This is a genomic window from Limosilactobacillus pontis (genome assembly GCF_002940945.1).
Classification (GTDB): domain Bacteria; phylum Bacillota; class Bacilli; order Lactobacillales; family Lactobacillaceae; genus Limosilactobacillus; species Limosilactobacillus pontis_A.
Genome location: NZ_PNFV01000003.1, coordinates 69,890 through 82,541 on the forward strand (window position 1 = coordinate 69,890; position 12,652 = coordinate 82,541).

Consider the following 12,652-nt stretch of genomic DNA (forward strand, 5'->3'; position numbering starts at 1 on the left):
ATCACGAAAGTACCATAGTTAATTCACAAAATTCTGCTATGCTAGAGAAAATTACTATTAATCGAGAAGGCAATTATCGTGAAACACTTATCTTATACCTGGCGGATCCGGCTCTTTTTCTGGATCCTGATTATACTTTTAAAAATCTTCGTGCGGGCGCCCTATGACTTCATGGCGTTCAATACCTTTCTAGGCTACGTACCGATTGAATTGAGCTTTCACCTCAAACGCTTTAACGACCGCCGGGCCCTAGCTTTCTGGCTCTTATTAATCACCTGGCTGGTCTTTTATCCGAACGCTCCCTACGTAATGACTGACCTTTTCCACCTCTCATGGCTCCATCCCCATACCAATATTACCGGTATTCTCCGTTCGGACCCCCTCGTCTGGCTCAACTTTGCTATGATGATGGTCTGTGCCATCTCCTGCCTGCTAATTGGGACCGCTACTCTTGAGCAGACGGCCCGGCAGTTAACCATGCTGACCGCCCCGCGCCGGGCAAGATTACGCTACCTCTGGATTATCATCTTTATGACCTTGGCCAGCGTTGGCATCTACATTGGCCGCTTTCTTCGTCTCCATTCCATCTACCTGCTCTTCACCCCAACCTGGTTTTTCCGCCAGCTATGGAGCATCTGGAATATCCAAACATTCGAATTTGTAGCCATCATGACCATCCTCCAGCTGATCGTCTACTGGCTGATGAAGGTCAGCCAGCACTTCAGTATCGCCAATAACAAATAAACGCGACTGGGAGAAGAAAACATCTTCTCACCAGCCACGTTTTGGTAAATACTATAATGTTCACGAAATACCGTGAAACCTACTTTCCGTCTTTACTTTTCCTCCAGGGCCGCCTTGACTTTATCAGCCGTTGGAATCGATGGCATTGCACCCATCTCCTGAACGGTTAAACTGGAAGCCCGCTGAGCGTAAACCAGGGCATCAGCAACATTGGACAGATCATCCTCTAACTGGGAACTCAATGCACCAATGAAGGTATCACCGGCTGCCGTCGTGTCGACCGCGTGAACCTTGAAAGCAGGAACCAGCCCGTGTCCATCAGGAGTAGCGTAAAAGACTCCCTTAGATCCCAGGGTGATCAATAGATGCTTAACTCCTTGCTTCCGGAAGTATTCCGCACTCTTCAGCATAGCATCTTCGTCTGTTACCGGGATCCCCGTCAACAGGGCACACTCGCTCTCATTTGGAGCGATCACGTCAGTTACATTAAGGAGGTCCGGAATGATCTCGTGGGCCGGGGCCGGATTAAGAATGGTGGTCACACCGTGCTCCTTGGCCTTCTTGAAGGCTGCTAAGGTAACATCCTGTGGCGTCTCAAATTGACTGATCAGGAAGTCAGCGTCATCTAGAACATCATCAATGTCATCTACCATGTCCGGTGTCATTGCCTGGTTAGCACCACCGTAAATCATGATATCGTTTTGTCCCTCAGCATCCAGGGTAATGGCTGCTGTCCCGGTACCATGGTACTTATCAACCGTAATGTGATGCGTATCAATCTCGTTGTCCTTCAGGGCTTCAAGCATGTATTGCCCCTCACTGTCAGAACCAACTGCCCCGATAAAGGCCGTCTTGGCTCCAGACCGGGCCGCCGCTACCGCCTGGTTGGCACCCTTGCCACCTGGTGCTGAACTCTTGCTCTTGGCAGAAATCGTTTCACCAGGTTGTGGAAAACGTTCAACATGGTAGGTCGTATCAACATTAATGCTTCCTAAAACAACTACTTTCTTACTCATACTTACTCTCCTTATTCAATCCGAATTCATATTTCAAGAACATTTTATCATAGAACTAAAACGATTACAAAGACTATTCTAGCAAAACGTAAAACGTTTTATAGGAATGACTTGAAATAGGGGATGAAACACCTGTCCGGCGCATAATTTCATCCCCACATATTTTTAATTACGACCGATAATCCGAACCTCAGTCTGAAGAGCTACGCCAAACTTATCCTTAACTGTCGCCTGAACGTGCTTAATGACCGCCACATAGTCTGCCGCCGTTCCATGATCAATGTTGACAATGAATCCGGCATGCTTAGTGGAAACCTGAGCACCACCGTGTGTGTAGCCCTGCAAGCCGGCATCGTGAATAAGCTTACCCGCATAATAACCCTGCGGCCGCTTGAAGACACTCCCACAAGATGGCAGCTCTAGAGGTTGCTTGGCAGCCCGCCGCTCATTCAAGTCATCCATCTTGGCCTTGATCTGGTCGTAGTCACCGGGTTCAAGAGTAAAGGTGGCATCAAGGACTACCCCATGGTTATCCTGGACACTGCTGTGCCGGTAACCAAAGTCCAGCCCCGTATTATCGAAGTGTTCAATCGTCCCATCTGGCAGCATTACCGTAGCTGCAGTGACTACATGTTTGGTTTCGCCACCGTAGGCTCCAGCATTCATGAAAACTGCCCCACCGATACTGCCAGGGATCCCAGCCGCAAATTCCAATCCGGACAGGTGATGGTCGCGAGCCGCAATCGTAGTATCAATGTAGGCAGCACCAGCCTGAGCCGTCACCTGGTTGCCATCTACCGTGATATCGTTAAGTTTGGTGAGAATCATCGTCAGTCCGTCAATTCCCCCATCACGAACGATCAAGTTGCTGGCATTTCCCAGCACAGTTAGTGGTAGCTGGTTAGCCTTGGCGTATTGAACCAGCTGTTTGACCTCATCGATACTCTTGGGAAAGGCTAACCAGTCAGCCGGCCCCCCGGTATGCGTGTAGGTATACTTCATCAATGGTTCATCTTGTTTGATATCAATCTCTGGAAATTCATTCATTAAGTTAGCCAATTTGGTATGCCTTCCCTTTTCATAAATTATTATTCTTAGATATTGTATCATCTTTCAGCAGAACTTTTGCTAAAAACACCACCAACGACTAAAATAGTAGTTATCAATCACGAAAGGAAGCACCCGCATGAACTTCATCGCCATGGACTTTGAGACGGCCAGCGGCAAACGCTACAGTGCCTGCTCACTGGCCCTGACAATCGTCCGTAACGACCGGATTGTCGACGAGTTTTATACCCTCATCAACCCCCACACCGACTTTTTCTGGCGCAACATCCAGATCCACGGGATCCACGAACGCGATGTCCAGGACGCCCCAGACTTCCCAGCGGTCTGGGAGCATATCAAGACTTTCTACACCCCAGACAAACTAGTAATTGCTCACAACAACCGTTTCGACAACGGTGTCCTCAAGAGCACCCTTGAGCATTACGGGATTGAGCCCCCAGCTTATCAAACTCTTGACACTGTTAACAGCAGCCGCCAACTATTACCGGGACTGGCCAATTACAAACTCAACACGGTCTGTGACGCCCTCAATATTGATCTTCACCACCATCATAATGCCCTCGACGATGCCCAAGCCTGTGCCAATATTCTTCTTTACCAAGGCCGCCGCTTTGGTGACCAGCGAATTCGCCCCTTTATTAAGATGTTCGGTTAAATTGAAAAAGCACGATGAGAATTTTTCCTCACCGTGCTTTTATATTACTTATGATACTCCATCTTTAAGGCAGGCTTCCCTCCTTCAAGCGTTGTCCCGATCTGAACGAAGTGACAACTCTTGTAAAGGCCAATCGCGGGGGTATTAGTGGTGAAAACAGTCAGCACTAGGGAATCCAGACTACTATAATTGGTAAACCAGTACTGAGCTTCCTCGACCAGTAGACGACCAATTCCGTTACGCCAATAATTCCTGGCAACCACTACGCCGAGCTCGCCAGCGCTGGGCCGGTCACCCAAAACCATAACCGTCACGATTCCAATCGGCTGATCGCCCAGCATTGCCAGCATAATTACACAGTCGTCAAAACGGTTGATCAGGTCAATGTTACGTCGTTCCTGGGCATCAGTTACTTGGTCGAGGTGGGGAATCAAGACCGCGTCGCTTTCCGTGGCCGCCTGCCGCAGAAAATCCAGGATTGCTGGAGCATCATCGGCTGTTGCTAGTTTTATTGCTACTTGATCCGCCATTACGCAACCACGTCCTGAACCAGCTTGGCAAAGTGAGTCCCATGTGGTTCAAACTCTAGAACCCGGGTATCTTCGTTGTCGGTCCGCTTAAAGTGAATGGCTAGGAAGTCGTCTGGCAACTCGTCTTCTACAAATTTGGCCCACTCAACAACGCTCACCCCATCGCTGTCAAAATATTCCTCAAGGCCGAGGTCCGCAGCTCCACCGTTCTCAAGCCGGTAGGCATCCATGTGGTAAAGGGGTAGACGACCATCCTGATACTCTCGAATAATCGTGAAGGTCGGGCTCTTGATCAGGTCGGGAATATCAAGTCCCTTGGCCAGGCCCTTAGTAAAGGTTGTCTTACCAGCACCAAGGTCACCATCTAGGACTAAAACATCCCCCGCCATCAGTTGGCGACCAAGCTGTTCACCGAGTGCGATTGTCGCTTCCCGGCTGGTTAACGTTTTCTTCTTCATTTACAATCCACCTCATATATTGATCTTAGCCCTATTCTAACCTACCACCCCAGGAAAGACAAAGGTCACCACTTATCGTATTGCGGACAATTATGGCAAGGGACCATTTAACAGTCAGATCGTCAAACCATTCAGAGCCCACCAAAGCTATATAACCAAAAAAATCGGTAGCCCACTACAGCTACCGACTAAGGTTAGTTTTTAATCATAGTGCCTGGGCTGCCGTGATCAGCGCAACCTTGTAGGCATCGTCCTCACTGCAACCCCGTGAGAGATCCGCAATTGGTGCATTCAGCCCCTGCAGAATCGGGCCAACGGCGGTAAAGCCACCAAACCGTTGGGCAATCTTGTAGCCAATGTTACCAGCTTCCAGACTTGGGAAGATGAAGACGTTAGCATGACCAGCAACCTTGGAACCCGGTGCCTTCAGCTCACCCACAGCTGGAACGAAGGCGGCATCAAATTGGAGCTCGCCATCAGCAGGAAGGTCAGGATCCATCTCGTGAACCTTAGCCGTAGCGTCGGCCACCTTGGTAACCATATCACCCTTGGCCGAGCCCTTGGTGGAGAAGCTCAGCAAGGCTACCTTCGGGTCAATGCCAAAGAGCTTGGCCGTCTTAGCACTTTGTACCGCAACTTCGGCCATCGTTGGGGCATCCAGTTCGATGTTGATAGCACAGTCGGCAAAGATGTAACGCTGGTCACCCTTGATCATCAAAAATGCCCCGCTGATCCGGTGAACACCGGGCTCAGTCTTAACAATCTGCAGAGCCGGACGAACGGTGGAGCCGGTGGAGTGAACCGCTCCGGAGACCATTCCGTCAGCCTTGCCCATGTAAACCAGCATAGTACCGAAGTAACTGACGTCCTTGAGCATCTCTTCGACCTGTTCAGGAGTGTTCTTGCCCTTTCGCCGTTCCAGCAGGGCATCAAACATAGCTTTCTTATCTGCCTCCGGGTATTCAGCTGGATCAATGATTGTCAGGCCAGCGATATCAAAGCCGTTGTTCTGAGCAGTCTTCTCAATGTCGGGCCGGGTACCGAGCAGAATTGGCTTCAGCAGTCCGTCTTTCTGCAGGCGAACGGCGGCACCAAGGATCCGCTTGTCTTCACCCTCAGGGAATACGATTGTCTTTCCCTGTCCCTTTACCTTAGCAGCAATTTCATCAAAAAGTTCCATTATGCTAAACCTCCTTATTAGTGGTCATCAAGCATCTACACCTAATTTGCGATCCGCTCATCAACCACCGGCTGGGCCGGTAGCTGCCAGTCAATCGGCTTTTCTCCCATTGCCTGAAGTGCCTCGTTGGTCTTGGAGAACGGCCGCGAGCCAAAGAAACCACGGTTAGCGGACAGCGGACTCGGGTGAGCCGATTCGAGGACAATGTTAGTGTCCAGGTTGATCAGTTTTTTCTTGTCACGAGCAGCCCGCCCCCACAAAATAAAGATCACTGGCTTAGGGCGTTCGGACAGGGCATGAATTGCCGCATCCGTCAGCTTCTCCCAGCCGTGTCCCTTATGTGAGAAGGCCTGACCATCACGAACGGTCAGCACCGAGTTCAAAAGCAGTACCCCTTGATCGGCCCATTTCTTTAAGTAGCCATGGTTGACGGGGGTACAGCCCAGGTCACTCTGCAGTTCCTTATAGATATTTTGCAACGACGGCGGTACCGGAACCCCCGGAAGAACAGAAAAGCTGCACCCGTGCGCCTGGTGTGGTCCGTGGTACGGATCTTGACCCAGGATCACCACCTTAACTGCGTGAAAGGGTGTCCACTCAAAGGCCTCAAAGATATGATGCATCTCTGGATAGACCGTATGGTGTGTGTATTCCTCCTTCAGGAATTCGCGTAGCTGCGCGTAGTACGCGCTCTCAAACTGTGGTTTTAAAACATCCCACCAGTCATTATGAATTAGTTGTTTCATGACTATTTAGCACCTCGCCTATTATTTTAGCATATCTATCCACTGTCTGCGCACCGAAATGAAAACGCTTTGGCAGTAGGCAATCACTTGACAAGCTGGTAAAATATTCATAAATGAGTAGATTGGTGGTGAAAAAATGCGGCAATTATATCTGCGGGATCATGCAACCGACCTGCACGGTACCACGGTCATTCGTGATCACCAGGGGCGGTCGTGCTACCTCCTAGTCGGCAAATGGGGAATGCATTATGACGTTCTCTCCCTCTACGCGATCAGTGGAGCACTGCTCGCCGAAGTCAAGCAACAGTCACTAGGAATGCTGCCCAAGTTTGCCCTCTATCTCAACCGTCAGCGAGTCGGTACTGTCGGCAAGTCCCTCGGCTTCGTCCGCCAGGTGATCTACATTCGGGGCCTGAACTGGTTCATCATCGGTTCCCCACTGGCTGGCCGTTACCGAGTCTTTCAGGGCAGTCGGCAGGTTTTCTCACTCCAGCCAGTGGCGCTCACCGGTAATTACTACCATGAGCTTAACGTTGACCAGCAGGCCGACGAGCCCCTCGCCATTCTAGTGGCTAGCGTACTAGACCACTGGGCCCGGCGCGGGCAGCGTAGTAGAAACTGTTTCCGTCTTCGTCATCCCCGCCTGGCCGACAACCTCGGGATGGGCATCAAATGCAACAATATTAAAAACGAGCAGCACCGTTGATTACGATGCTGCTCGTTTTTATCTAATAATGCTTCATAACCCGTTCAATCTCACGGTTTTGTTCTCGCCGCTTGATAGCCTCACGCTTGTCATACTGGTGTTTACCCTTGGCAACCCCCAATAAGACCTTGGCATAGCCATGCTTAATGTACATCTTCAGTGGGATCAGGGTAACCCCCTTATCCTGAAGGGTCCCAGTCAAACGGTGAATCTCCTTCTTGTGTAAAAGGAGCTTACGGTTGCGCAACGGGTCCTGATTGAAGTAGGTCCCATTATCGTACTCGCTGATGTGAACATTCATCAGCCATGCTTCCCCATTCTTAATCTGAGCAAACCCATCCTTAAGGTTGACCCGGTGAGCGCGAACTGACTTGATCTCAGTCCCAGTCAGCACCAGCCCCGCCTCATAGGTGTCCGTCACAAAATAATCGTGACGAGCCTTTTTATTTTGGGCAATCAGGTTATCGTTTAAATGTTGGGATTTCTTTGCCATGCTATCCCTCCGTTAAAATTATGAACGACGACGGTGACGGCGACCTTCGGAATGGTGGTCACGCGAATTATTATGGTGACGACTCTGTCCCCGGTTGATTTGCCGATTATTGACGTGACCATTGTGCTTATTGCGGTCACGACGGTTGAAGTGGCCGTGGTTGCCGCGACGATCATCATGCGGCACCCGGATCTTAGTGGTTGGGGTATTTTCCGGATGAACAATCTCGAAATCGACCTCCCGCAGGTCCTTATCAACCCGAAGAAGTTTGACTTGAATTGGCTGGCCAATCTGGAAGATGCGGTGGGTCTTACGGCCGATCAAAGCCAGGTGCTTCTCAGAATACTCATAGTAGTCGTCATTCATTACACTGATGTGAATCAGGCCCTCGACTGTATTCGGCAGCGCAACAAACAGGCCAAACTTCATTACGGAGCTGACCACGGCATCGAAGGTCTCACCGATGTGGTCCTCCATATATTCGGCCTTCTTCATGCTATCGACGTCACGTTCCGTGTCAATTCCCCGCCGTTCAGTAACCGAGGTGTGTTCTGCAATCTCCGGCAGCTTATCACGCCAGTGGTCCTTGGATCTTTCCCCCTTACCATGAGCGTAGTACCACTTGATCAGACGGTGAACCGTGTCATCAGGATAACGCCGAATTGGAGAGGTAAAGTGGGTATAGTAGGGAGCGCCCAATCCAAAGTGACCGAGTTCCTCGTCCGAGTACTTTGCCTGTTGCATACTCCGCAACATCATAACCTGAACCATTTCTTCCTCTGGCTTACCGGCAACTTCCTTTAAGACGTTCTGCAGCATCTTCGGTTTAACATTGTTAATGTCACCGTGGACATTGATACCGAAGACCTCCAAGAAGTCAACAAAGGATTTGATCCGGTCCTTATCCGGCGTTTCGTGAATCCGGTAAAGGAACGGTACCTTTTCTTTAAAGTAGTGCTCGGCTACCGTTTCGTTGGCCGCCAGCATGAAGGATTCAATCATCCGTTCTGCCAGTCCCCGCTCCCGAAGTTGAATGTCGGTTGGGTGGCCCTTCTCGTCAACGATAATCTTGGCTTCTGGGGCCTCAAAATCAATGGCCCCCCGCCGTTTCCGGTTCTTAAGCAAGATGCGGTGAAGGTCGCCCATCGTTTCAAACATCGGTACCAGATTCTTATATTCAGCAATTGTCTTCGAGTCATGGGCCTCCAGAATCCGGTTGACCGCCTTGTAGGTCATCCGGGCATGGGACCGCATAACACTCGGGAAGATCCGGTGATTGACGATCTTACCATTCTCATCGATCTCCATCTCACAACTCATCGCCAGTCGTTCCTCCCCTGGGTTTAGGGAGCAAATACCGTTGGATAGACGCTTCGGCAGCATCGGCACCACCCGATCGGTCAGATAAACTGAAGTTCCGCGCTTGAAGGCCTCCTTATCCAGTGGGGTACCCGGCTTAACGTAATGGCTAACGTCGGCAATGTGGACCCCCAGATGATAATGACCATTATCCATCTTCCAGGCCACCACAGCGTCGTCCAGATCCTTGGACTCAATGGCATCAATTGTGACCAGGGGTTGGTCAGTAATGTCTTCGCGCCCCTTCTTCTCCTCTGGCAGGACATGTAAAGGAATCTTATCCGCTTGCTCAAGGGCTTCTTTAGGAAACTCGTGGGGAACGTCATGGGCGTAGATGACCGACATAATGTCGATGCCAGGTTCATCTTTGTCTCCGATGACCTCGGTGACCGCCCCAGTCATGACCTTTGGAGAATCGTCGTCCGGGTAGGTAGCAACCGTAGCAGTGACCACCTGACCATCCATTGGCTTCAAGCCCTGGTCGGTAACGAAGAAGCGGTAGGTATTCAGCTTCTTATCCTTCAGCAAAATCTCACCGATGTAGTTTCCGACCGTTTCCTGCTTGAACTCACCGACTACCCGCGTGTAGTTATGTTCAACAATAGACGTAACCTGACCCTCGGGCCCCTGGTCAGTGCCCGGCTTCCCAGGACGCAAGACCTTAACCGTCACCTGGTCGCCATTCAAAGCGTGCATGGTGTGGTCTGGGTTGATGTACATATCGGGAAGATCGGGATCATAATCAACGAAGCCAAACCCTTTATCATTACCGTGAAAGGTTCCAGTCAGGGGCTGCTGTTTGATAACTGCCTCAAATTCCCCCTTATCATTTACTTGAACTTTCTTGTCCCGTTCCAACTTGGCCAGCGTTTGAACTACCGGCGTAAACTGGTTACCGTTGTCCATCCCCAGATGGTAGGCGATCCGCTCAGCGGAGTAGCTGACCCCCGCATTGTCCGTTAAATACTTAATAATCTGTTCTTCTAAATGTTGCTTGTTATTTGTTTTCGTTGTCATCTGATACCTCGAATAATGTTTGTAAATAATCTAGGACGTCGCTAAACAGTTGCCGGTGGGCCGAGTTGACCGTCAGCAGGTGGCTGGCATTCGGATAGAAGTGATAGTCAACCGGCGTCCTCTGAGCACGCAGCCGATCTGCCAGCTGGCCGCCAGAGTTAGGATCAATCATCTCGTCGCGGCCGCCCTGGGCGATAAAGAAAGGGCAATGAAGTTGATCCAGGTTTGCATCCAGTTGTTTGGACATCGCCTGGATGGCTGCTAATTGGGCCGGCAGGTGTTCCTTGATCCAGGCCATCTTGGTAGTAACCATTGCTGACGGGGTCTGCTCCTTGCGATAGTAGTTCATGGCCAGACGGGGAAAGTAATCCGGAACGTTAGACCGACCCCAGCTGGTTATCGGTGAGGCAAAGATTCCCCCGCCGTTTAGTTGAGCATCATTCTCCAAAGCTCGTGTAGCGAAGAGTCCCCCAAGCGATAGGCCGAAGATTGCTAGCTGGTCATGACCGCTGTCGCGCAGACGGCGGATCGCCAGCTGTGTGTCTTCCCACCAGACAGCGGGATCACCATCGCGCAAGATCCGGCAGGGATCACCGCCGTGTCCGGTAAATACCGGAGCGTAAACTGTATAGCCATGTTTCTGCAGGGCCCGCCCCAACATGCGGACGTCGTTGCTGTTGCCTGAATAGGCATGCAGCAGGATCACTGCTGGCCGGCCGCCGTTAAAATAAAATGGTTCACCAGGATATGTTTTCATCACTATCATCCTTTTCCACTGTTAAAAAAAGCCCCCTGAATTACTGCAGGGGGCACACTACCAATGTCTAATGTGATGATACGTAAACCAGTGCCAATGCCAGAATAAAGAAGAGTGCCCCGCAGATTGTCGTGACAATTTGCATGACCGCTTCAAAACCACGGGCCTTACGCCGGGAGAAGAGGTCCCCCGCACCACCCGTCAAGGCTGACATTGCGTCGTTATCATTCTTCGCTGGCTGCATCATTACACATGCGATCAGAACCACACAATCAATTAAAAATAAGGTCATTAATGTGTTATACAAGGATTTTTCCTCCTAATATTTTACCCACTATATCTTCATTATCATACCATAAGCCTAGCCTGAATGCTATACGTTCGCATAGTGAGCCGCACTCATTATCCGCTGATAGCACTGGTTGCTTGGGGTGAAATTGGCCCGAATCAGAAGGGTATCACCAGCCTGAATCGTCGTCTGGCCGTTGGGAATCAGCTTGTCCTCCCCACGGTAAATCAAGGTTACAATGCTATCGGTCGGCCAGGAGTAGTCCTTGACTTGGCAGCCATCCAGACGCGACCCCGCATACACAGTTACCGGCATCGTGACACTTTGCTCCATCTTCTGTGGGTGCTTATTGATAAAGGAATTAAACATTGCCGTATAGACCGGCTCACCGTGGAGAGCGTTAACCACCAGGTAGGCCACCACTGCTACCATGGCTAAGGGCATCAGATGAGCCAGGGAACCAACCATCTCAGTAATCAGCAGAATGGCGGTAAAGGGAGCCTTACTAATGCAGGCAAAATAACCTGCCATCGCATAGATAATAAAGTTGGGCAGATAGCGAGCCGGCAGGAGTCCCAGCTGGTTCATCAAAGCACAGTATAGGGCCCCTAATACCGCCCCTAAAGTTAGGATCGGCAAAAAGATCCCCCCAGGCAGCTGCGAACCGTAACTGATCATTGAAAAAACAAAGCGAAGAACGAAAATACCAAGGAAGAGGCTCACGGAAACCGGCATCAGCCGTAATGTGCCGATCAGCTGATTACCCCCACCCAGGGTCTGCGGCCAGAACCACGCAATCGGGATTACCAACAAAAACGGCACCACCGGATAAGCCAGTGGTGGCAGCCATTTTAGCTTGGCACTCCACTGGTTGAGGTGCAGGATTACGACCTGATACAGGCGACCTAACACCCCTAACACTAGGCCCAAAATCAACAGGTGCCAGTAGAACCGGGTTGGCAGCATCTGCTGGTAGGGAACATTTAGGACGGGCCGCAACCCGAAAAAGACCATCGAGACCATGTTGGAACAAAGGGCCGAAACAAAGGTGGCCAGCCAGATTACCGGTGAGAAGTTATGGTAGACCTCCTCGAGAATAAAGATGGTGCTGGCGATTGGAGCGTTGAAGGCTGCCGAGAGTCCGGCTGCAGCCCCACTAGCGATACCAACCTGCCGATCCAGCTGGTTGGAGTGACGACTTTCCGCGACTCCCTGGCCAATCGTGGCCCCTAGTTGAATTGATGGCCCTTCCCGACCAAGATAGAGACCCGAACCGATCGCCAGGATCCCGCCGACGAACTTGCGCCAGAGAACCGGCCACCACTGCTCGTCAAACTGACTGGTTAACTGCCCCTCGACCTGAGGAATTCCCGATCCCTTAATATTCGGGTTGCGCTGGGCCATCCAGCCGAGCAGCAGGGCTAGGATAACCGAGCCAATTGCCCACGGAATCAGCCAAACTGGGTAGGTATGAAAATACTGAAAGCTCTTATTAACCACAATCAGCATGTGTTGAATTGCCAGGCGAAAAAGACTCACCACTATTCCGGTCAGGAAACCGATCAGAATCGCCCGCAGGAGCTGTTTGGTTTGACTGTCGCGCTGAATATTTTTCATGACATTCCCCCACTTAA

The 12,652-nt window shown here is 50.8% G+C and carries 14 protein-coding genes; 3 read left to right on the forward strand and 11 right to left on the reverse strand.

What is annotated here, in order from left to right:
• Positions 1–78: 78 nt before the first annotated feature.
• Positions 79–744 (forward strand): DUF1361 domain-containing protein, encoded by a 666-nt coding sequence (locus CK797_RS03280; protein WP_104688382.1) that lies wholly within the window; start codon positions 79–81, stop codon positions 742–744.
• Positions 745–836: 92 nt separating this feature from the next.
• On the opposite strand, the gene rbsK is transcribed toward CK797_RS03280, so the two are convergent.
• Together rbsK and murB are read right to left on the reverse strand one after the other, a co-directional pair.
• Positions 837–1,760 (reverse strand): ribokinase, encoded by a 924-nt coding sequence (rbsK, locus tag CK797_RS03285; protein ID WP_104688383.1) that lies wholly within the window; start codon positions 1,758–1,760, stop codon positions 837–839.
• A gap of 165 nt (positions 1,761–1,925) precedes the next feature.
• Entirely contained in the window at positions 1,926–2,819 is an 894-nt protein-coding gene (murB, locus tag CK797_RS03290; protein WP_104688384.1) for a UDP-N-acetylmuramate dehydrogenase, read from the reverse strand.
• Positions 2,820–2,946: 127 nt separating this feature from the next.
• On the opposite strand from murB, the gene CK797_RS03295 reads away from it, so the two are divergent.
• Positions 2,947–3,483 carry a 3'-5' exonuclease gene (locus tag CK797_RS03295; RefSeq protein WP_104688385.1) on the forward strand — a complete coding sequence of 179 codons (537 nt, stop codon included), beginning with the start codon at positions 2,947–2,949 and terminating at the stop codon, positions 3,481–3,483.
• A gap of 44 nt (positions 3,484–3,527) precedes the next feature.
• Here the strand turns inward: CK797_RS03295 and CK797_RS03300 are convergent, their stop codons facing one another.
• The 4 genes from CK797_RS03300 to CK797_RS03315 all read right to left on the reverse strand — a co-directional run bounded on the left by CK797_RS03300 (position 3,528) and on the right by CK797_RS03315 (position 6,397).
• Positions 3,528–4,013, reverse strand: a complete 486-nt coding sequence (locus CK797_RS03300) for a GNAT family N-acetyltransferase (protein WP_104688386.1) — start codon at positions 4,011–4,013, stop codon at positions 3,528–3,530.
• The gene (gene tsaE, locus CK797_RS03305) at positions 4,013–4,471 is read right to left on the reverse strand and encodes a tRNA (adenosine(37)-N6)-threonylcarbamoyltransferase complex ATPase subunit type 1 TsaE (RefSeq protein ID WP_104688387.1); all 459 of its coding nucleotides are present in this window, start codon (positions 4,469–4,471) and stop codon (positions 4,013–4,015) included. The genes CK797_RS03300 and tsaE overlap by 1 nt, the downstream gene beginning before the upstream one ends.
• 205 nt (positions 4,472–4,676) lie before the next feature.
• Complete coding sequence (pta, locus tag CK797_RS03310) at positions 4,677–5,651, reverse strand: phosphate acetyltransferase (RefSeq protein WP_104688388.1); 975 nt, start codon at positions 5,649–5,651, stop codon at positions 4,677–4,679.
• Between the two features lie 41 nt (positions 5,652–5,692).
• Complete coding sequence (locus tag CK797_RS03315) at positions 5,693–6,397, reverse strand: uracil-DNA glycosylase (RefSeq protein ID WP_104688389.1); 705 nt, start codon at positions 6,395–6,397, stop codon at positions 5,693–5,695.
• A 136-nt stretch (positions 6,398–6,533) separates the two neighbouring features.
• On the opposite strand from CK797_RS03315, the gene CK797_RS03320 reads away from it, so the two are divergent.
• Entirely contained in the window at positions 6,534–7,103 is a 570-nt protein-coding gene (locus tag CK797_RS03320; protein WP_225365014.1) for an LURP-one-related/scramblase family protein, read from the forward strand.
• A 22-nt stretch (positions 7,104–7,125) separates the two neighbouring features.
• Here the strand turns inward: CK797_RS03320 and smpB are convergent, their stop codons facing one another.
• The 5 genes from smpB to CK797_RS03345 all read right to left on the reverse strand — a co-directional run bounded on the left by smpB (position 7,126) and on the right by CK797_RS03345 (position 12,635).
• On the reverse strand, positions 7,126–7,596 hold the full coding sequence (gene smpB, locus CK797_RS03325; protein WP_104688390.1) for an SsrA-binding protein SmpB: 471 nt from the start codon (positions 7,594–7,596) through the stop codon (positions 7,126–7,128).
• Positions 7,597–7,614: 18 nt separating this feature from the next.
• Positions 7,615–9,972 carry a ribonuclease R gene (rnr, locus tag CK797_RS03330; RefSeq protein ID WP_104688391.1) on the reverse strand — a complete coding sequence of 786 codons (2,358 nt, stop codon included), beginning with the start codon at positions 9,970–9,972 and terminating at the stop codon, positions 7,615–7,617.
• Positions 9,953–10,729 carry an alpha/beta hydrolase gene (locus CK797_RS03335; protein ID WP_104688392.1) on the reverse strand — a complete coding sequence of 259 codons (777 nt, stop codon included), beginning with the start codon at positions 10,727–10,729 and terminating at the stop codon, positions 9,953–9,955. Before CK797_RS03335 ends, rnr begins: the two co-directional genes overlap by 20 nt.
• A 67-nt stretch (positions 10,730–10,796) precedes the next feature.
• Positions 10,797–11,036: a preprotein translocase subunit SecG gene (secG, locus tag CK797_RS03340; protein WP_057806936.1), complete on the reverse strand. Its 240-nt coding sequence runs from the start codon at positions 11,034–11,036 to the stop codon at positions 10,797–10,799.
• A 66-nt stretch (positions 11,037–11,102) separates the two neighbouring features.
• The gene (locus CK797_RS03345) at positions 11,103–12,635 is read right to left on the reverse strand and encodes a ClC family H(+)/Cl(-) exchange transporter (protein WP_104688393.1); all 1,533 of its coding nucleotides are present in this window, start codon (positions 12,633–12,635) and stop codon (positions 11,103–11,105) included.
• Positions 12,636–12,652: the final 17 nt, after the last annotated feature.